General features: G+C 71.9%; 18 protein-coding genes. 13 read left to right on the plus strand and 5 right to left on the minus strand.

Annotated elements, in window-relative coordinates; all coding sequences use genetic code 11:
* Positions 1 to 47: 47 nt before the first annotated feature.
* Positions 48 to 185: a twin-arginine translocation signal domain-containing protein gene (locus CLT71_RS36365; protein WP_143743378.1), complete on the minus strand. Its 138-nt coding sequence runs from the start codon at positions 183 to 185 to the stop codon at positions 48 to 50.
* 69 nt (positions 186 to 254) lie between these two features.
* Positions 255 to 1,556: a cellulose-binding protein gene (locus tag CLT71_RS37810; RefSeq protein ID WP_486483085.1), complete on the minus strand. Its 1,302-nt coding sequence runs from the start codon at positions 1,554 to 1,556 to the stop codon at positions 255 to 257.
* Between the two features lie 24 nt (positions 1,557 to 1,580).
* On the opposite strand from CLT71_RS37810, the gene CLT71_RS36370 reads away from it, so the two are divergent.
* Positions 1,581 to 1,856: a hypothetical protein gene (locus CLT71_RS36370; RefSeq protein ID WP_143743379.1), complete on the plus strand. Its 276-nt coding sequence runs from the start codon at positions 1,581 to 1,583 to the stop codon at positions 1,854 to 1,856.
* Between the two features lie 19 nt (positions 1,857 to 1,875).
* Positions 1,876 to 3,000 carry an acetate and sugar kinases/Hsc70/actin family protein gene (locus CLT71_RS06245; RefSeq protein ID WP_101366265.1) on the plus strand — a complete coding sequence of 375 codons (1,125 nt, stop codon included), beginning with the start codon at positions 1,876 to 1,878 and terminating at the stop codon, positions 2,998 to 3,000.
* Between the two features lie 15 nt (positions 3,001 to 3,015).
* Here the strand turns inward: CLT71_RS06245 and CLT71_RS37385 are convergent, their stop codons facing one another.
* The gene (locus CLT71_RS37385) at positions 3,016 to 3,183 is read right to left on the minus strand and encodes a hypothetical protein (RefSeq protein WP_165436734.1); all 168 of its coding nucleotides are present in this window, start codon (positions 3,181 to 3,183) and stop codon (positions 3,016 to 3,018) included.
* A gap of 297 nt (positions 3,184 to 3,480) precedes the next feature.
* On the opposite strand from CLT71_RS37385, the gene CLT71_RS06250 reads away from it, so the two are divergent.
* Positions 3,481 to 4,683 (plus strand): low temperature requirement protein A, encoded by a 1,203-nt coding sequence (locus CLT71_RS06250; RefSeq protein ID WP_158242183.1) that lies wholly within the window; start codon positions 3,481 to 3,483, stop codon positions 4,681 to 4,683.
* Positions 4,684 to 4,856: 173 nt separating this feature from the next.
* On the opposite strand, the gene CLT71_RS06255 is transcribed toward CLT71_RS06250, so the two are convergent.
* Together CLT71_RS06255 and CLT71_RS06260 are read right to left on the minus strand one after the other, a co-directional pair.
* Positions 4,857 to 5,453, minus strand: a complete 597-nt coding sequence (locus tag CLT71_RS06255; protein WP_101366267.1) for a nucleotidyltransferase domain-containing protein — start codon at positions 5,451 to 5,453, stop codon at positions 4,857 to 4,859.
* 83 nt (positions 5,454 to 5,536) lie between these two features.
* Positions 5,537 to 6,580: a LacI family DNA-binding transcriptional regulator gene (locus CLT71_RS06260; RefSeq protein ID WP_101366268.1), complete on the minus strand. Its 1,044-nt coding sequence runs from the start codon at positions 6,578 to 6,580 to the stop codon at positions 5,537 to 5,539.
* 375 nt (positions 6,581 to 6,955) lie between these two features.
* Here CLT71_RS06260 and CLT71_RS06265 point away from each other — a divergent pair, with 375 nt between their 5' ends.
* The 10 genes from CLT71_RS06265 (at position 6,956) to arfA (ending at position 19,939) form a co-directional block, all read left to right on the plus strand.
* Positions 6,956 to 7,939 (plus strand): LLM class flavin-dependent oxidoreductase, encoded by a 984-nt coding sequence (locus CLT71_RS06265; RefSeq protein ID WP_158242184.1) that lies wholly within the window; start codon positions 6,956 to 6,958, stop codon positions 7,937 to 7,939.
* Positions 7,940 to 8,035: 96 nt separating this feature from the next.
* Positions 8,036 to 8,404 (plus strand): hypothetical protein, encoded by a 369-nt coding sequence (locus CLT71_RS06270; protein WP_101366270.1) that lies wholly within the window; start codon positions 8,036 to 8,038, stop codon positions 8,402 to 8,404.
* Between the two features lie 142 nt (positions 8,405 to 8,546).
* Positions 8,547 to 9,983 carry a M28 family metallopeptidase gene (locus CLT71_RS06275; RefSeq protein ID WP_486483086.1) on the plus strand — a complete coding sequence of 479 codons (1,437 nt, stop codon included), beginning with the start codon at positions 8,547 to 8,549 and terminating at the stop codon, positions 9,981 to 9,983.
* 145 nt (positions 9,984 to 10,128) lie between these two features.
* A complete protein-coding gene (locus tag CLT71_RS06280; protein ID WP_486483087.1) occupies positions 10,129 to 11,103 on the plus strand; it encodes a hypothetical protein in 975 nt (324 codons plus the stop codon).
* Positions 11,104 to 11,151: 48 nt separating this feature from the next.
* Positions 11,152 to 12,846 (plus strand): ABC transporter ATP-binding protein, encoded by a 1,695-nt coding sequence (locus tag CLT71_RS06285; RefSeq protein ID WP_101366272.1) that lies wholly within the window; start codon positions 11,152 to 11,154, stop codon positions 12,844 to 12,846.
* 76 nt (positions 12,847 to 12,922) lie between these two features.
* Positions 12,923 to 14,821 (plus strand): ABC transporter ATP-binding protein, encoded by a 1,899-nt coding sequence (locus tag CLT71_RS06290; RefSeq protein ID WP_101366273.1) that lies wholly within the window; start codon positions 12,923 to 12,925, stop codon positions 14,819 to 14,821.
* A 340-nt stretch (positions 14,822 to 15,161) separates the two neighbouring features.
* Positions 15,162 to 16,520, plus strand: coding sequence for an extracellular solute-binding protein (locus tag CLT71_RS06295; protein ID WP_101366274.1), 1,359 nt, complete (start codon positions 15,162 to 15,164; stop codon positions 16,518 to 16,520).
* A gap of 25 nt (positions 16,521 to 16,545) precedes the next feature.
* Complete coding sequence (locus CLT71_RS06300; protein WP_199187529.1) at positions 16,546 to 17,490, plus strand: carbohydrate ABC transporter permease; 945 nt, start codon at positions 16,546 to 16,548, stop codon at positions 17,488 to 17,490.
* A 1-nt stretch (position 17,491) separates the two neighbouring features.
* Positions 17,492 to 18,397 carry a carbohydrate ABC transporter permease gene (locus tag CLT71_RS06305; RefSeq protein WP_101366275.1) on the plus strand — a complete coding sequence of 302 codons (906 nt, stop codon included), beginning with the start codon at positions 17,492 to 17,494 and terminating at the stop codon, positions 18,395 to 18,397.
* A 33-nt stretch (positions 18,398 to 18,430) separates the two neighbouring features.
* Positions 18,431 to 19,939 (plus strand): arabinosylfuranosidase ArfA, encoded by a 1,509-nt coding sequence (arfA, locus tag CLT71_RS06310; RefSeq protein ID WP_101366276.1) that lies wholly within the window; start codon positions 18,431 to 18,433, stop codon positions 19,937 to 19,939.
* Positions 19,940 to 20,212 lie beyond the last annotated feature (273 nt).

Genomic DNA, 20,212 nt, shown 5'->3' on the forward strand with positions numbered 1-20,212 from the left:
CTGCTCTCCTGTTCCGTGTGGGGGTGGTGGCCAGGCGGAACGTCGGGTCACCGGCCGCTCGGGTTGTTGGCGGTCCGGGCCGCGGCGGCCGGCGCGGCCGGCAGCGTGCCGGCCACCGCGGTACCGACCGTGACGGCGGCGCCGGTCCGCAACAGGGATCGGCGGGACAGCGCGGGTGTGGGCATGGTTGGTCACCTCCGGGGGCGGGGTCGCTCGGCCGGACCGGCCGGGCGACCCTGGTTCGAGCGACCAGGTCAGTAGCCGTAGCGGCTCTTCAGGTGCCGCCACCAGTCCCGGAACATCCAGCGGTCGAACTCGGTGATCGAGCTGGCGCTGCCGGCCTTCATCAGGAAGCAGCACTGTCCGGTCGGGGTCCAGTCGTAGAAGTCGTCCAGCCCGTAGGTGTGGCCGATCTCGTGCAGCAGGATGTGCAGGTTCTCCGCGTTGATGTTGTTCATGAAGTACTCGCGGCCCATCCGCTGGCCCCAGTCGCCGCCGGCACCGCCGCCGAAGCCGTCGGTCAGCCAGAGCGACTGGTCGTAGTGCCGGGCCGCGCCGCCGGGACAGTTCGGGTACTGGCCGTTCTGGTTGAAGAACCGGCCGCACGGTGCCGCGCACTGCGGGGCGTTCTCCCGGATGTCACCGACGTAGATGTCGACCGAGGTGTCCGACCACTGGAGCTGTGCCCGGTCGCGTACCGCCCAGCCGACGACCCGGATCGGCACGTCGGTGTACGGGAACGCGTCGTGCCCGACCATCACGTCGATCCACTTCTTGTGCTGCCGGGCCAGGGTCGCGTGGATCTGGTCCCGCTGGGCGGCGGTGACGCTGGCCGAGGAGTCCCAGCGGACGCAGTAGTTCACGTAGCCCCGGTTGGCGAAGAGCTGGTCCCAGCCGTAGTTGCGGAAGCCGTACAGGTTGCCGTTGTTGTAGGTCTGCTCCTGGTGCCGCCAGACCTCGTCCAGCGGGGTGACCAGGTTGGACGGCGGATTCCAGCCGGACGAGGGTGGCGTGGTCGGCGGGTTGGTCGGGCCGGTACCGGGCGGCTGGGCGTGCGCCTTGACCTCCAGCAGGCCGACCGAGCCGGCGCCGCTGACCATCAGCACCCGCAGTCGGGTGGTGCTGACCGCGTTGAAGGTGACCAGGTTGTAGCGGTTGGCCGCGATCGGATAGCCGCTGGCCCCGGCGACGTCGACGTACCCGCTGCCGTTGAAGCTCTGCACCCGCCAGGAGGCGGGCAGGCGTACTCCGCCGTTGTCGTCGAAGAAGTAGACCTCGGCGGCCCGGATGGTCTGCGGCTGGGTCCAGGTGAGCAGCACCCACTGCTCTCCGGTGTTCGGCCAGGTGCCCCAGCGCGGGTTCTGGGTGTCGTTCGAGGTGGTCGGGTCTATGCCGTCCCGGATCGCGGCGACGCTCTCCCAGGGTGAGGTGTAGGACGCGCTCGCGGTCGCGGTCCAGGCCAGGTTGTCCCCGGGCGCGGCCTTCGCCACTCCCATCCCGGTGAACACCAGGCCCAGCGCCAGCAACGGCGCGAGGGCCTGCCACCATCGCCTCATCGGACTCCTCCTTCGCTCAAGTGATTGATGGTGATCAATTTCTTGGCGCCGGGGCCGCCGGTGACATCGGCGGTGGTGGGTTTCGGCGTTCAGCACACGATGGCGTACGAAAAGGTTTTCGGCAAGGTGTTGCGCGCATTACGAGGACATGACGCGAAGCCCGGAGCGTCACAGGTGACAGCGGTTGATCTTGCTTCGTTTCGAAAAGGTTCTCGAAATGATTTCGGAAAGGCCGTACCGGCAGGCACGTCGGGCGTGGCGAGCGACAGTCTGGGTAACCGATGGACACCGACGACCTGACGGGGCGAAGGAGGCACGGATGCCGACCGGAACGAGCGGGCCGCGACCGGACCCGCCGGTCGTACTCACCGTCAACGGCGGGTCGGCAAGCCTCCGGCTCGACTACGTCCGGGCGGGCGAGGTGATCGACGGCCTGGCCCGGACCGAGCCGCCCGGATCGCCCGAGGGTGACCGGGCGGTACACGAATTCCTCGCCACCCACCCGGCGCCGGACGCCGTCGGCCACCGGCTGGTGCACGGTGGTGACCTGGTCCGGACCCCGACCCGGGTGGACGAGGCGCTCCGGGCCGACCTCGACCGGCTCGCCACGCTGGCCCCGCTGCACCTGCCGCCCGCGTTGCGCCTGCTGGACCGGATCCGGGAGCAACTGCCCGACGTGCCGCAGGTGCTCTGCCCGGACACCGCCTTCCACGCCCACCTGCCGGCGGCCGCCGCCACCTACCCGCTGCCCGCGCAGTGGCGCCGGCGGTGGGGACTGCGCCGGTACGGCTTCCACGGCCTGTCGTACGCCTACGCGCTGCGCCGGGCCGCAGAACTGCTCGACCGGCCGGCGGACGGCCTCCAACTCCTGCTGGCCCACCTCGGCGGCGGCGCCTCGGTCTGCGCGGTCCGGAACGGCCGCAGCGTCGACACCTCGATGGGGTTCACCCCGCTGGACGGCATCCCGATGTCGAAACGCTCGGGCGCGGTCGACCCGGGCATGCTGCTCTGGCTGCTCGACGACGACCGGCTCAGCCTCGCCGAACTCTCCGAGGGGCTCAACTCACGGTCCGGGCTGCTCGGCCTCTCCGCCGGCCGCTCCGACGACACCCGCGAGTTGGTCGCCGCCGCCGGAGACGACCCGGTGGCGGCACTCGCCCTCGAGGTCTACGCCCACCGGGTACGTCGTGAACTGGCCGCCGCCGCCACCAGCCTGGACCGGCTCGACGCGCTGGTCTTCACCGGCGAGATCGGCTGGGACCAGCCCGAGGTGCGGCACGACGTCTGCGCCGGCCTCGGCCTGCTCGGCGTCACGCCGCCGCAGGGCGGCAACCGGGAGACCGACGGGCTGGTCTCGCCGCCGGGTGCCGCGGTGCCGGTACTTGTCGTCGAGCCCCGGGAGGACCTCCAGGTCGCCGCCGAGACCCTCGCCGCGCTGGCCTGACCGCAGCCCTTTCGGTCAGGCCATCAGCCGGGTCAGGAAGTCACCGATCCCCTGGGCGATCGCCATCAGCACCGCCCCGATCGTCTCGACCAGCTCGGCGGCGCCGTCCGGCCGGAACGCGATGAAGAAGATCAGGAAACCCACGAACAGCCAGGTGAGGACCTTCTTGGCAAGTACCGGCATGTCTCCTCCGCTGGGGCATCCCCCGTCTCGTACGACCTCGGGAGTCTCGGTGTCAGGAGAGCTGGCGTACTCCGGCGATCGAGTGCTTCGCATCCCCGGCCGACCGGCCCGCAAACGGCCCCCACCGGGCCTACCCGGCACGGCAGGCCGGGTCGGGCGGCCACACCACCAATCCGGGCGCGGCCACTGGCCGGATACTGCACCATTACAGCACCAAAGCGGGATAACGTAGCAATTATCCCCGATCATCCGCTTGTCGGCCGTGCCGACGAGCCGGCCGTTTCCGGTGGAGGCAGGTTGACCAGCCCTGGCGGGCGACCGGACGTGCTGCGCGGGCCGGAGGACTCCCGGGTCACCACCATCGAACTCTTCTTCGACGTGGTCTACGTGCTCGCCGTGACCCAGCTGACCGAACTGCTGCTGCACCGGTTGCACCCGACCGGCCTGGCCGGAGCCGGGGTACTGCTGCTCGCCGTCTGGTGGGCCTGGGTGGACACCGCCTGGATCACCAACTGGTTCCACCCGAACCAGCCCCGGGTACGGGTGCTGCTGATCGCCCTGATGGGGATCAGCCTGGTGATGTCCTCGACGCTGCCCGAGGCGTACGGGGACCGTGGGCTCTGGTTCGCCGTGACGTACGTGGCCCTGTCGGTGGGCCGTTCGCTGTTCGTCGCCTCCGCCCTGGCCCGCCGCTCGGACCTGTACCGCAACTTCCAACGCCTGTTCGTCTGGCGGACGGTCTCCGCGCCACTCTGGTTGGCCGGCGGGTTCGCCACCGGCCCGCTCCGGCTCGGTCTCTGGGTGGCGGCCGTTGCCCTGGACAGCTCCGCGGCCGCCTTCGGCTTCTACGTGCCCGGGTGGGGGCGGTCGAGCCCGGCGGAGTGGGCGATCAACGGCGCCCATCTGGCCGAACGGGCCCGACTCTTCGTGATCATCGCGCTCGGCGAGTCCATCCTGGTCACCGGCACCGTCTTCGGCGCCCTGCGACACGGCTGGACCACCCTCGCCGGGCTGGCCAGCGCCTTTCTCGGCAGCGTGGCGCTGTGGTGGATCTACTTCGACCGCAGCGCCGAGGCCGCCCGGCAGGTGATCGTCGAGGCCGAGGAACCGGGCCGACTCGGCCGGTCGGCGTACACCTATCTGCACATCCCGATGGTGGCCGGCGTCATCGTCACCGCGGTCGGGGACGACCTGGTGCTGCACCAGCCGGGCGGTACGGCCGGTCCGGCGGTGATCGGCACCGTGCTCGGCGGTCCGCTGCTCTTCCTCGCCGGGTTCCTGTTGTTCAAGAGAGCGATTCTCGGCGTGCACTCCCGGACCTACCTCGGCGCCGTCGTCGTGCTCATCGCAATCGGCCCACTCGGGTTGGTGCTCAGCCCGTTGGCGCTCTCCGCCCTCTCGACGGGGGTGGTGGCGACCGCGGCGGCCCGCAGCAGCCTGCTGGTCGCCCGGCGCGAACGCCTCCCGCCAGCTACCCAGGCCGAGGAGCCGCCCCGGTGAACCGGAACCACGCGCCCCGCGCGACGTCCGGCACCTCCCGACCAGCGGAGTCGACCCGGCTACGACCATCAACCGTGCCCGGCCCCGACCCGCCGACCGGCCCGGCCACGACCATCAACCGTGCCCGGCCACGACCACCGACCGGCCCGGCGGCGGGCGCGGGTGCGGTCCGGTCAGTCGGTGACCAGGCGCGCCCGCCACGGATGAGCCGGGTGCACCAGCGCCAGTGCCCCGTCGAGCCAGCGTCGGGCGCCGTCGTCCAGCAGCGGCAGCGCGGTGGCGAAGTCGGCCTCGTCCTTCGCCCGGGTGCCCTTCGCCTTGAACAACAGCACCACCTCCGGCAGCAGGTACGGCACGCCGTCCGGATCGTGCCGGACGATCTCGGCGTACGGTCGACGGATCCGCTCGTCGCGCCGGCAGATCCAGACATCCCCGTCGTGCGGCTCCCGGAACACGTCCAGCCGCCATCTGCCGACGGCCCGCTCGTACGCCCAGGTCTGGTGGCTGGTCCGCATCGACTCCGGCGTCGGTGGCAGGAGCCGGCCGTCGTGCGGTACGGCGAAGTCACAGTCGCGCAGGCGCTCCCGTACCTCGGCGAACCGCCCGGCCGGTACGGCGATCTCCAGGTCCTCGTGCGGCCGGGAGGGTACGCCCCGGCAGAGGTCGATCGCCCAGCCGGCCACCACGCACCAGGGCAGGTCGAGCCCGGCCAGCCGGTGCGCGACCACCGACGGCGGCCACGGGTCCCAGGCATCGAGGTCCGGTGTCACCGGCCGACGGTAGCCGAGACGGCACGCCGGGACGGAACCGGTGGATCCGGGTGCCGACGACCCCCGCCGGTCAGGGCCGGGGCTCAGGCCGACTGCCGGCGGACCAGGTGGGTGTCGAGGAAGACGGCCGGTGAGGGGATGTCGTCACCCCGAATCTGCGCGACCAGCAGCCGGGCCATCTCCGTCCCCATCGTGATCACCGGTTGGTGCACCGAGGTCAGCGGTGGATTGGCGTGCAGCGCGAGCGACGAGTCCTCGTAACCGACCACCGCCACGTCGGCCGGGATGCGCCGGCCGGCCTCGTGCAGCGCCTGCATCGCCCCGAGGGCCATCAGGTCGGAGGCGGCGAAGACCGCGTCGATGTCGGCCCGCCGGTGCAGCAGCCGGCGCATCGCCTCGATACCGCTGTTCGCGCTGAAGTCGCCGTAGTCGATCAGGTCCTCGCAGGCCGGCCGGCCGTGCGCGGCGAGCGCCTCGCGGTAGCCGACCAGCCGGGTGACCCCGGCTCCCATGTCCTGCGGCCCGGCGACCGTGGCGACCGTCCGCCGGCCGATCCCGATCAGGTACTCGACCGCCTGTCGAGCCCCGCCCGCGTTGTCCACGTCGACGAAGTACGCCGGCTGGGCTCCCAGGCCCAGCATCCGGGCTGGCCGTCCACCGAGGACGGTCGGCAGTCCGCGCTCCATCAGCAGGCCCGGCAGCGGATCCGCGTCGTGCAGCGAGATCAGCATCACGCCGTCCACGTGCTGGTCGGTGAGCTGGTGCTCCATCTTCTCCCGCCCGCCGGGCGACTGGATCCAGGAGAGCCACAGTTGCAGCGGGGTGTCGGCGAGTCCGGCGCTGACCCCCCGGGCGATGCCGGCGAAGAACGGCTCACCGAACGCCCGTTCCCCGGACTCGGAGATGACAAGCGCGACCGAGTCGGTCCGCTGGGTGACCAGCGCCCGGGCGGCACGGTTCGGCACGTACCCCAGTTCCCGGACCGCCGCCCACACCGCGGCCCGGACCGTCGGGCTGACCTGGGAGGAGTTGTTCACCACCCGGGAGGCGGTGCCGCGCCCCACGCCCGCGCGGGCCGCGACCTCGCTCAACGTGGGCCTTCCGAGGTCGCGGCGCTGGGATCTCATGGTCTGCTCCCGGGACGTGCGGTGGTCGAGGGTGGACCCCAGGGCAGGCGGCTGCCGAACCGAACCGTTCCTGGTCGGTGCGCCACGCCGAGGCGCCACTCGACGGGGTTGTTACATCGATGATGATATGGTTTCTGGCCGGCTTCCAACCCCGGCCGTCCGGTCGGTACCGCCACCGGTTCGACCATCGACGCGGCGATGCCGCCCCGGGCGACGCCGGCTCGTGGCACAGCGGCGGCTCCGTGACGGCGGCGGCTGCGGCTGCGGCTGCGGGGCGGTGACCCGCTACCCGCCGGCACGGTTCCGAGGATTCACGGCTGCGCCCGGTGCCGTCGGTGCCGGCGGTCGGCACCACCGAGAGCGGAGGGGGGCCCGGTGACGCGGTTCGGTTGGTTCCTCGGCCACGAGGAGTGGCAGCCCGAGCTGCTGGTGGCCCAGGCCCGTCGGGCCGAGCAGGCCGGCTTCGACGCGATACTCGTCTCCGACCACCTCCAGCCCTGGGTGGACGACGCCGGTGCGGCCGGCCACGGCTGGGCCACGCTGGGCGCCGTCGCGGCGGCGACCCGGAGCGCCACCCTCGTCTCCGCGGTGGCCTGTCCACTGTTCCGCCAGCATCCGGTGGTGGTGGCGCAGGCCGCCGCCACCCTCGACCGGCTCTCCGGCGGCCGGTTCGAACTCGGGGTCGGCACCGGGGAGGGCATCAACGAGGCACCGCTGGGCCGGTTTCCGCCGTACCCCGAGCGGCTGGCCCGGATGACCGAGGCGCTCGGGCTGCTCCGGCCGCTGCTGGCCGGCGAGACCGTCGAACGGCCGGACGCGGCGTACTATCCGGTCTCCTCGATCAGGCTGCACAGTCCGCCGTCGACCGGGGTACCCGTGCACCTTGCGGCCGCCGGCCCACGCTCGGCGGAGACCGCCGGTCGACTCGCCGACGGGGTGCTCAGTTCGGTGAAGGACCCCGAACGGACCGGCCGGGAGGTGGTGGACGTGGCCCGGGCGGCGGCCTCGGCTGCCGGACGTACGCCACCGAGGGTGGTGTTGAGCAGCTTCGTGGTGCTCGCCGACAGCGACGACGAGGCGATGCGCGCGCTGCGACCCTGGCGCGGGCTGCGTACGCCGGGGCGGCTGGTGGCGTCGAGCCCGACCCGGCTGCGCCAGCGAGCCGACCGGCTCGGCCGGGACGCCGTGCTCGCCCGCTTTCGGCGGGTCGGCGAGCCCCGGCAACTGCTCGCCTTCTGCGAACTGCTGCTCGACCGGCTCCGCCCGGACGTGCTGGCCCTCCAGGTGGCCGCGACCGACGGCGTCGCCGCACTCGAACGCTTCGCCGGGCTCGTCGAGCTGCTGCGTCGACGGGTTTGAGCTGTGGCTCCGCCCGCCCTTCGACCACTGTGGACGACGGCCGCGAACCGCCCTCCCGGGTGCACGATTAGAACACTTGTACGATAGAATATCGAGGTGTACGACAGCCGAGACCAGGCCGGCGGCCGCGCCCGCCTCGCCACCCAGCAGCCCACCGACCGTCGACTCGTCCTCGCCCGGGCGCACCAGATAGCGACCGACTACGCCGGCGGCTATCGCGAAGGGCTGGTCCGGGCCGTCGCCCTCGCCGAGCTCACCGAGCTGGCCGCCGATCCCGACCTGCTCGCCCAGGCCGCCGCCATGCACGCCGTCGCCGACAACTGGTATGCGATAAACGCCGTCGACCTGCTGCTCGAAGCCGGCGCCCCGACCGAACTCCTGCACGCCTACCTGGATGCGCCGGTCTGCCCGGACGAGGCGGCACCCACCGACCCGGAGAGTCTCGGCCCGGTAAATCGATCTTGAATCTGGTGATCGGGCAGGGCTACATTCACTGCACCGTAACCCCGAGATCCGCCCCCGACCACGTTCTTTCGACGACGGTGACCATCCCGCGGTCCGCACGCCGGTGATGTCGGCCCGGACCGGCGCAACCAGGAGGACCACATTGGAGAGCCGCCCTGACTCCCCCGCCGCCGACACCCCTTCGGAGAGGTCCGCCGTCAGCCGACGCCGGGCGCTCGCGCTCGGCCTGGGCGGTGCGGCCGCCCTTGCCGCCGCCAGCCCGGCCTGGGCAGTGACCGACAAGCGCCCGGGTGCCGTCCACCCGCCAAACCTGGGCGCGCACGACCGGCTGGTCGCCAGCCGGGTCTCGGCCCGGCGGGCGCTGCACCACCTGCGGCATCTCTCCGAGCGGATCGGCCCGCGCATCGGCGGCACCGCCTCCGAGCGGACCGCCGCGAAGTACCTCGCCGACGAACTCGACGACCTCGGTTACCGGACAACGCTCCAGCCGTTCAGCGTCGCCGACAAGTTCCTCGGCCAGCTCAGCTCCCGTCCCGGTCTACCCGACGACCTCAACTGGCAGGTCGGGGCCTCGCCACACGCCGCCCTCGACACCCGGGTCACCGGCCGGGTGGTGGATGTCGGCGCCGGAGCACCGGAGAACTACCCGGCGGACGTCGCCGGCAAGATCGTGCTCGTCGACTACGTCGCGGCGCAGCGCGAGACCCTGGTCGCCACCGCCGTGGCCAACCGGGTCGCGGCGGTGGTCTTCCTGCCGGCCGACCTGGTGGAGCCGCGCCGGGCGCAGGCCTTCTCGCCCACCCTGCCCGGCTCGGCCAGCTCCCCGGTGCCGATTCCGGTGGTCGGCGTCGCCCAGGCGCAGAAGCACCGGCTGCGGGAGCGACTCGCCACCCGCCCGCTGACCCTGACCGTCGCCACCTCGGCACACCGGGGCCTGACCTCGCACAACGTACTCGCCGAACGCGCACCCAAACGGGGTGGCCAGGACAGCCCGGTGGTCATGGTGAGCGCGCACTACGACACGGTGATCGGCGCACCGGGCGCCAACGACGACGGCTCGGGTACGGTGCTCTGCCTCGAACTGGCCCGGGTGCTGCGCAGCCTGCCCGTCGACGCCACCGTCCGGTTCGGGCTGTGGGGCTCGGAGGAGCAGGGGCTGATCGGCTCCCGCTACTACGTCGCGCAGCTGCCGCAGGCCGAGCGGGACCGGATCGTCGCCGTCTACCAGAACGACATGGTGGCGACGAGCTGGGACCCGGCGACCCGGTACTGGCTGCTCTCCTTCGACGGTCTGGCGAACCGGGCCACCAACGAGGTGGCCGCCGCCGCGACCCGGCTCGGCTACCAGCCCCGGATCTCCCCGGTCACCCAGCGCGGTTCCAGCGACCACCAGTCGTTCCAGGAGGTCGGGATCGCCAGCGCCAACTTCTCCTGGCGGGGTGAGGAGACTCCGGCGATGCTGGAGCCGCCGTACCACAGCCCGGAGGACACCATCGAGAAGAACATCAGCCTGTCCCGGCTCCAGGTGTCGCTGGAGCTGATCGGCACCGCCGCGTACGCCACCGCCCGGCGTCCCTGACCGAGCCACCGGCCCGGGTCCAGCACCGGGCCGGTGCTTCCCTCCGGCACCCGGTCGCGCCGCACGGTCCAGCCATGCGATCCGCATGCTCGAACCGTGCGGCGCGCGCCTGCCGGTTGACCGGCCGCACCGACAGCCTTGAGCCATGACAGCCACGACGCCGGACACCACGGTCCGGAGCACCGAACCCGCCGCCGTCCCGCAGTCCCGACCGCACGCCTCCGAGCCGCCCCGGCACCGCCCCGTACGGCACCGCCCCGTCCGGCACTTCCTGCGGCACTTCGCCGAGATGACGGTCGCGATGGTCGCCGGGATGCTGCTCTTCGGCCCGGTGTGGGAGGTGCTGGCCACCGCCGTCGACGCCGGCACCGGACTCGACCTGACCCAGCTGCTCGGCCGCCCCGACATCGGCGCGCTGGTGATGGCCACCAACATGACAGTGGCGATGTCCATCTGGATGCGTCACCGGGCGCACGGGTGGGCACCGGTCGCCGAGATGGGCGCGGCGATGTACCTGCCGTTCCTGCTCTTCCTTCCGCCGTACTGGCTCGGGGCGGTGAGCGGGGAGTTCCTGATGACTGCCGGTCACCTGCTGATGCTGCCGGCCATGCTGCTCGCGATGCTCCGCCGGCTGGACGAGTACACCGGTGCGCACCCGGCCGGCGGTCACCCGGCCGCGACCGCCCAGGGGCCGGCCCCGACCGCCCCCGGTGTGGCCGGGCGGGTGGTCGGGGCGCTGAAGCGGCGCTGGCCGACCTGGCTGGCCCTGGTGATGACAATCGACAACTGGACCAGCCCCTGGGTCATGGACGCCTGGGTGATGCTGATCCTCCCGCTCGCCTACCTAGGGATCGGCGCGGTACGCCGGCAACTCGGCGACGGGCGGATCCTCGCGGTGCAACTCGCCGGGCTGGCCTTCTATCTGCTCCTGGTGGCCACCGCACTGGTGGTGCCGGACGACGTGGGCCACTATCTGGTTGGCTTCGGCTGGTTCGCCCATTCGATCTGGGACTACGCCCACCACCGGGCCAACCGGGTGGTCCCGCGCGGCTTCTCCGAATGGTGCGGTGTCGTCGACGCGGTGGTCGGGATCACGATACTGCTGATGCTGATAGGTTAGCTAACCTTCAGATCGACGAGTGAGATCGACGAGTGAGGGAGCCCGAGCGTGCCGACCGGCAGTCCCACGGCACGTACGGTGCTGACCGGCGCGATCACCGGCCAGCTCCGGCAGGTACTGGCCAGTGCGGGACTCAGCGCCAGTCACCAGGCCGGCGAGGCACTCGTACCGGTGGTGATCGGCGTCGTCATCGACCGGGCCGTCGGCCGGGGCGGGGTGGTCGACCTGATCGGCTGGATCGGCGTACTCGCGGTGGTGTTCGCGGTATTGTCGACGAGCTTCCGGCTCAGCGCGCGTACCGGTGAACGCGCCGTCGAGCAGGCCGCCCACCAGCTCCGGCTCGCACTCACCAGTCGGATCCTGGACCACCGGGGCGGGGCGGAGACCGGTCGACTGCCCGGCGCGCTGGTTGCCACCGCCACCGGTGACGCCGACCGGGTCGGTGCGGTGAACCGGGCCCTCGCCACCGCGATCGGGGCCACCACCGGCCTGCTGGTCGGCGGCGTCGCCCTGCTGCTGGTCTCGGTACCGCTCGGACTACTGGTGCTGGTCGGCGCGCCGCTGCTGCTCTGGCTGGCCCATCGACTCGGCCGCCCGCTGGAGCGGCGCAGTCACGCCGAGCAGGAGCGGGCGGCGTACGCCTCCGGGGTGGCCGCCGACCTCGTCGCCGGCCTTCGCGTACTCAAGGGTCTCGGCGCTGCCCCGGCCGCCGCCCAGCGCTACCGGCGGACCAGCCGGGAGTCGCTGGCCGCCACGGTCCGGGCGGCCCGGGCCCAGGCCTGGTACGACGGCACCCTGCTCATCATCACCGGACTCTTCGTCGCCGCCGTCGGCCTGCTCGGCGGGCGGCTCGCGGCGGCGGGCGACCTGACCGTCGGGCAGCTCGTCGCCGCCGTCGGCCTGGCACTCTTCCTGCTCGGACCGCTCTCCGTCTTCGGCTGGGTGAACGCCGAGTTCGCCCAGGGCCGCGCCTCCGCCGACCGGATCGCCTCGGTGCTCGGGGCGGCACCGGCGACGCCCACCGGCGACGGCTCCCCCGGCACTCCGGTGCGCGGCCGGGTCGACCTGCGGGACGTCCGACACGGCACGCTGCGCGGGGTCAGCCTGCACCTCGGCGCGGGTGAACTGGTCGGCGTCGTGGCGACCGACCCGGCCGCCGCCGACGACCTGTTGCGCTGCCTGGGCCGGGACGTGGACCCGGAGGGCGGCAGTGTCGAACTGGACGGCGTCGGGCTGCACACCCTTGACCCCGAGCGGCTGCGCGCGGCGATCCTGGTCGCCCCGCACGACGCAGACCTGTTCGAGGGGACCCTGCGGGACAACGTCGGCGCGGCAGCGAACGCCGGCACCGACGTGGACCGGGCGCTGGCCGCCGCCGACGTGCCGGAGGTGGCCCGGACCCTGCCGACGGGGATCGACACGCTGGTCACCGAACGTGGACGCTCGCTCTCCGGTGGGCAGCGCCAGCGGGTGGCCCTGGCCCGGGCACTCGCCGCCGAGCCTCCGGTACTGGTGCTGCACGATCCGACCACCGCCGTCGACGCGGTCACCGAGGCCCGGATCGCGGCCGGCCTGCGGGAACTCCGGCAGGGCCGGACCACGCTACTGGTGACCACCAGCCCGACGCTGCTCGCGGTCACCGACCGGGTGGTGCTGCTCGACGGCGGCGCGGTACGGGCCGAGGGCAGCCATCCCGACCTGATCCGGCGGGACGCCACCTACCGGTCGTCGGTGCTGCGGTGAGCGCCGGCCGAGAATCCCGGCAGCCCTACCCGGGCGTCGACGGGGGTCGGGGCAGCCGGACGCGAGGAGTTCGGCGATGAACGAGCCCGCCGGCACCAACCAGCCGGCCCGGGAGCTGCTGCCGACCGCGACCGGGCGGCAGGTGCGGGAGACCCTGGCCGGGTTGCTGCGCTCGCGCCGGTGGCTTGCCGGTCGCGCCCTCGGCCTGCTCGTCGGCTCGACCGCGGTCGGGCTGCTCACCGCGCCGCTGCTCGGGTACATCGTGGACCTGGTCGTACGGGGCCGACCACCCGCCGCGATCACCACCCCGACGGTGCTGCTCGGGCTGGTCGCGGTCGTCCAGGGGATCACGCTGGCGCTGGGGCTGTCCCAGGTCGCCCGGCTCGGCGAGGGGATGCTCGCCGACCTGCGGGAGCGGTTCATCGACCGGGTACTGGAGCTGCCGCTGGAGCAGGTCGAGCGGGCCGGCTCCGGCGACCTGACCGCGCGGGTCACCGGGGACGTGACGGTGGTCGCCGAGGCGGTCCGGACCGCGCTGCCACAGATCGCCCGTTCCGGCCTCACCATCGGACTGACCCTGGTCGGGCTCGCCGTACTCGACTGGCGGTTCCTGCTCGCCGCGCTGCTCGCCGCGCCGATCCAGTTGCACACCGCCCGGTGGTACGCCCGCCGGGCGCAGCCGCTCTACGCCAGTCAGCGGGTGGCACACGGCACCCAGCAGCAGCAGTTGCTGGACACGGTCGGCGGTGCCCGGACGGTACGCGCGTTCCGGCTCACCGAGCCGCACCTGCACCGGGTCGCCGGCAGTTCCGCCGCGGCGGTGGAGCTGACGTTGCGCGGGATCCGGTTGATGACCCGGTTCTTCGGGCGGCTCAACCTCGCCGAGTTCGTCGGACTGACCGCCGTGCTGGTGACCGGCTTCCTGCTGGTGCGCGCGGACGCGGTCTCGGTCGGTACGGCCTCCGCCGCCGCCCTCTACTTCCACAACCTCTTCGGCCCGCTCAACGCCGCGCTGAGCCTGGTCGACGACGCGCAGGCGGCCGCCGCCAGCCTGGTCCGGCTGGTCGGCGTCACCGGCCTGCCGGCGCAGCGGGCGCCGGAACACCGGCCCGTACCGGTGGACGGCAGCGTCGAGGCGAAGGGGCTGCGGCACTCGTACCTGCCTGGGCACGACGTACTGCACGACGTCACGTTCACGGTGGCGCCGAACGAACGGGTCGCACTGGTCGGGGCGAGCGGCGCCGGCAAGACCACGCTGGCCAAGTTGATCGCCGGGATCCACCGGCCCAGCGGTGGCGGCATCCGGCTCGGCGGGGTACCGATCGAGGATCTCGGTGTCGTGGCCGGGCGGACCGTGGCGCTGGTCAGCCAGGAGGTGCACGTCTTCGCCGGCCCGCTCGCCGCAGACCTGCGGCTGGCCAGGCCGGACGCCACCGACGAGGAACTGCTCGGCGCGCTGGACCGGGTCGGCGCGCTGGGCTGGGTACGCGCGCTGCCGGACGGGCTGGCCACGGTGGTCGGCGACGGCGGGCACCGGTTGACGGCGGCGCAGGCCCAGCAGTTGGCGCTGGCCCGGCTGGTACTCGCCGCGCCGCCGGTGGCGATCCTGGACGAGGCGACGGCCGAGGCCGGCAGCGCGGGAGCCCGACAGTTGGAGTCGGCGGCGGCCCGGGCGCTGGACGGGCGTACCGGACTGGTGGTGGCGCACCGGCTGACCCAGGCCGCCGCGGCGGACCGGATCATCGTGCTGGACGCCGGCCGGGTGGCGGAGACGGGCACCCACGACGAACTCGTCGCCGCCGGCGGCCGGTACGCGACGCTCTGGGCGGCCTGGACGGGCACCCGGGCAGCGGACACCCCGCAGCCGAGCACCCCGCAGCCGAGCACCCCGGCGACGGGCACCCCGGAGACGCCGGGCCAGGATCCGGTACCGGGGCAGCGGCGACCGGGGTCAACGACCGGCGCCGAAGGCTAAGCGACGCCGACGGCTGAGCTGGTCGAGGATCGGCGGCGAGCTGACGCGCGCCGCCGGGTACCGGTTGAAACGATAGGAACCCGCCGGGTCAGCTCGCCCCGGCCAGGCTCCTTCGACGGGCTGGGCGGCGACGTCCAACCGCGCCGGTTTTGCGCAGAAAAATAGCGAGCAACGATTGACGACACTCCACACGACCGGCAACAATCTGCACCAGTGTGATCGCTAACATCCGCTGCTTCGGTAGGCGACCACCGGGGCGCTGCCGCGTCGCCGTGCTCGCCGGAGCCCCGGGATTGGTACCTGAAACGGTTCATCGACTACTCCGGTCAGGAGGGGAACCATGCAAGGTCCGCCACCCGTCCCCCGCCCCCCGGGTCCGGCACTGAGCCGCCGGGGCGTACTGCTCGGCGCCCTCGCCGGTGCCGGTGCCGCGGCACTCACCGGCTGCGGCACCCCGGTCGGCGCCGGACTGCTGAAGACCGAGGCGGCACCGGGCGCCGTCGAGTACTGGAACCTCTTCGGCGGCGGGGACGGCGTCCGGATGCAGCAGATCCAGGACGCCTACCGCCGGGCGAACCCCGACATCCCGCTCAAGGCCATCACGCTGGCCTGGGGCGACCCGTACTACACCAAGCTCTCCCTGGCCACTGTCGGGGAGGAACCACCGGACGTGGCAATCTCGCACCTCACCCGGATGAAGACCCTGGTCGACGCGGGACTGATCCAGGAACTGCACCCCGAGGACCTGGCCCGGCACGGCATGGCACCGGAGAAATTCAACCAGCGGGCCTGGCAGGCTGGTCTGGTCGACGGCCGGGCGTACGCCATCCCGCTGGACACCCACCCGTTCGTGCTCTTCTACAACACCGACATCTGCGGGCAGGCCGGACTGCTCGACTCCGACGGTCAACTCAAGCCGATCGTCGGCGAGGCGGCGTTCGCCGACGCGCTCACCCGGGTCAAGCAGGTGACCGGTGGGTACGCCGCCACCCACGGCATCAACTCCGACCCGGCCTCGCCGTTCCGGTTCTTCCAGACCCTCTACTCCCAACTGGAGGGCGAGATCCTGGCCGACGACGGCGCGCGGGTGGTGCTCGACGACGCCAAGGCGGGCCGGGTGCTCGACTACCTGCGCGCCCTCACCGTCGAGGAGGGGCTGATCCCGGGCGGCGCCGACTACCCGGGCGCGATCGCGATGTTCGCCACCGGGCAGGTCGGCTTCCACCTGAACGGCGAATGGGAGATCAGCACCTTCCAGACCGCCAAGACGCCGTTCGGGATGACGCTGGTGCCCAACATCTTCGGCGGTCCGCACGCCGTGCAGGCCGACTCGCACACCCTGATCCTGCCGGCGCGCCCCGACGCCGACCGGGCCCGGCTGGACCGGGCGCTGCACTTCGTCCGGTTCGTTCTCGACCAGAGCCTCACCTGGGCGGAGGGCGGACACGTACCCACCTGGCTGCCGTTCGCGCAGAGCGACGCCTACCGCCGGCTCAGTCCACAGTCGAGCTACGCCGCCGCGGCGGACACCGCCGTCTACGACCCGCCCGCCTGGTACTCCGGCTCCGGCTCCAACTTCGAGAACGTGATCGGCTCGGTGGTCGGCGCGGTGGAGGGCGGGCAGCTCAGCCCGCAGGCCGCGATCGCGCAGATCCGTGAGCAGCTGACCGTCCTCGCCCAGACTCCGTCACCGGTGTGACCTGACCTCACCGAGGAGGTATGCCGTGGCCACCACCACCCACTCCCCCGACCGGACCTCCACCGGATCCGACTCGCCAGCGCCGGCCGCGCGACAGCGGCCCGGGCACGGTCGGCCAGCGTTGATCTTCCTGGCCCCGTTCCTCGCGCTCTACCTGCTCTTCATCATCGGCCCCGCGCTCTACGGGCTGGTGATGAGCTTCTTCCACACCAGCATGGTCCGCCCCGGGCTCGGCGACTTCGCCGGCCTGGACAACTACGCCGAGGCGCTTGGCAGTCCCGACTTCTGGTGGGCGCTCTGGCACACCGCCTGGTTCACCCTGCTGACCACCCCGCCACTGGTCGTCCTGGCGCTGGTCTTCGCGCTGCTGGCCGAGCGCGCCCGCCGGGGGCGCTGGTTCTTCCGGCTGGCCTTCTTCCTGCCGTACGTGCTGCCCTCCGCTGTGGTGGCGCTGATCTGGCTGTGGATCTACACGCCGGAACTCGGCCTGCTCAGCCGTACCGTCGACGCGATGGGTCTCACCGCGCCGAACTGGCTCGGCGACCCGTCCTGGGCGATGGTCTCGCTGGCGATCACCACCGTCTGGTGGACGCTCGGCTTCAACTTCGTGCTCTACCTCGCCGGTCTCCAGGACGTTCCCCGGGACCTCTACGAGGCGTCCGCGATCGACGGGGCCGGGCCGTGGCAGCAGATCCGCCGGATCACCCTGCCGCTGCTGGCCCGTACCACCACGCTTGTGGTGGTACTCCAGGTGATCGCCTCGCTGAAGGTCTTCGACCAGATGTACCTGATGACCAACGGCGGCCCGAACTTCAGCACCCGCTCGGCGCTCCAGTACGTCTACGAGGTCGGCTTCACCGACTACCGCACCGGCTACGCCGCCGCCGCGTCCACGCTGTTCTTCCTGCTGGTGCTGGCGGTCTCCACGGTCTGGCTGGTCATGACCCGCCGCCAGGAATCGGAGGTGTGAGATGGCGCTGCTCGAATCGAACCGCGACACCGAGCGGGAGCGGGACCGTCGCACCGATGCCGGTAGCGCGGCCCTGGCCGCCTCGGTCGACCGACGGATCCGGCTGTTCAACCGCTGCTGCGTCGGGATCCTGGTCGCGTTCGCACTGCTCTGGCTGGTGCCGCTGGCCTGGGCGGTGGACACCTCGCTGAAGCCGAACGGGGAGACCACCGACCCGACGTGGTGGATCGAGAATCCGACGTTGGCCGCCTACCACACGGTGCTGACCCAGAGCGACATCCTCAAGTGGTACCTCTCCAGCTTCGTCACCTCGACGCTGGCCGCGGCCGGTACGGTGCTGACCGCGAGCATGGCGGCGTTCGCGCTGTCGCGGCTGCGGTTCCGGTACCGCCGGCTGGTCTACTGGTTCCTGCTCTGCGGTCTGTTGATCCCGAGCCAGGTGCTGATCGTGCCGCAGTTCCGGGAACTCGGCAGCGTGCACCTGTTGAACACCTGGTGGGCGGTGTTCCTGCCGCAGGTCCCCACCGCCATCGCGATCTTCATCTTCAAGCAGTTCTTCGACGGGATTCCCCGGGACCTCGACGAGGCCGCCCGGATGGACGGCGCCGGCTTCTTCCGGACGTACCGTAGGGTCGTCATGCCGCTGTCCCGGCCCGCGGTCTCCGCCGTGACGATCTTCACCTTCGTCTGGAGCTGGAACAACCTGCTCTGGCCGCTGCTCGCCGTCACCAACCCGGAGCTGATGACCATCCCGGTCGGCCTCGCCGCCATCCAGGGCACCTACGGCATCCGGTACGCCGACACGATGGCGTCGGCGGTGCTCGGCGCGCTGCCCCTGGTCCTAGTCTTCCTGCTCTTCCAGCGCCGGATCGTCGAGGGCATCGCCGGTACCGGTCTGAAAGGCTGACCATCGCACCGAAGATCGACTGTTGGAGGATTCGTGCACCAGGCCGCGTTGACCATCGATCCCGCATTCCGGATCGGGGAGGTCGACCCGAGGATCTACGGCTCGTTCGTGGAGCACCTCGGGCGCTGCGTCTACACCGGGATCTACGAGCCGGGACATCCGACCGCCGACGAGCACGGGTTCCGCCAGGACGTGGCGGAGCTGGTCCGGCGGCTCGGTGTGCCCGTGCTGCGCTATCCGGGTGGCAACTTCGTGTCGGGCTACAACTGGGAGGACGGGATCGGCCCGCGCGAGTCCCGGCCCCGCCGGCTCGACCTGGCCTGGCGCTCCATCGAGACCAACGAGATCGGGGTGGACGAGTTCGTCGGCTGGAGCCGCCGGGTCGGCAGCGAGCCGATGATGGCGGTCAACCTCGGGACCCGGGGGGTGGACGCCGCCCGTACCCTGCTGGAATACACCAACCACCCAGGCGGGACGTACTGGTCGGACCTGCGGCGAAAGCACGGCAACCCGGATCCGTACGACATCAAGCTCTGGTGTCTGGGCAACGAGATGGACGGCCCGTGGCAGACCGGGTTCACCACAGCCCGGGAGTACGGCCGGCTGGCGGCGCAGACCGCCCAGGCGATGCGCCAGGTCGACCCGTCGATCGAACTCGTCGCCTGCGGCAGCTCCGGCAGCGGAATGCCGACCTTCGGTAGTTGGGAGGCGACGGTACTGGAGGAGACGTACGACCTGGTCGACTACGTCTCCCTGCACAGCTACTACCAGGAGCACGACGGCGACCGGGACAGCTTCCTGGCCAGCGCCGTCGACCTCGACCGATTCGTGGAATCCGTGGTGGCCACCTGCGATCACGTCCGCGCGGTCGGCAAGCACCGCAAGCGGATCAACCTCTCGGTCGACGAGTGGAACGTCTGGTACCAGAGCCGGTTCGTCGGCCAGGAGAAGCTCGACTGGGCAGAGGCACCCCGGCTCATCGAGGACACCTACTCGGTTGTCGACGCGGTGGTCGTCGGTGACCTGCTGATCTCGTTGCTCCGGCACGCCGACCGAGTCAAGATCGCCTGTCTGGCACAGCTCGTCAACGTGATCGCGCCGATCCGCAGCGAGCCGGGCGGGCCGGCCTGGGTACAGCCGACGTACCACCCGTTCGCACTGACCTCCCAGCACGGGCGCGGCACCGTGCTCCGGGTCGAGCCGACCGGGCCACTTCACGACACCGCCCGGCACGGCGAGGTGCCGACGGTCACCGCCACCGCCGTACGGGACGACGAGTCCGGCGCGGTCACGCTCTTCGCGGTCAACCGGGACCAGCGGGAACCACTCGCCCTCGACGTCGACCTGCGGGCCTGCGGAGGGCTCGCCGCCGGGGAGCACGTCGTGTTGACCGACTCGGATCCGGAGGCGACGAACAGCGCGGAGGCACCCGAGCGGGTGACTCCGAGCCGGCTCGCCGACCTGAAGGTCGACAACGGACGGCTCGCGGCGGTGCTGCCGCCGCTCTCCTGGAACATGATCCGGCTGACTCCGGCCGGCTGACGTTCGAGGCGTCGACGGCCCGACCACGGGCCGTCGACGCCCACACGCGGGGCAAGCGGTGTTCTGCCAGTCATCGACGCGCTCGGTGCTGTCCTGGACAGTGACGAGGTCACCACGATCATCACCAACCCCGTGATCCTGTCGGTCATGCGCGGCCTCGAGATGAACGTTCCACCACCGTCGGCCGCAACCCCTGCGCTTACCGTGACGTGGAACGGACGACCAAGCCCGGTGGTACTCGCCATCGCCTTCCGGCGATGAGCCACGGATGGT

Source organism: Plantactinospora sp. CNZ320 (assembly GCF_002846275.1).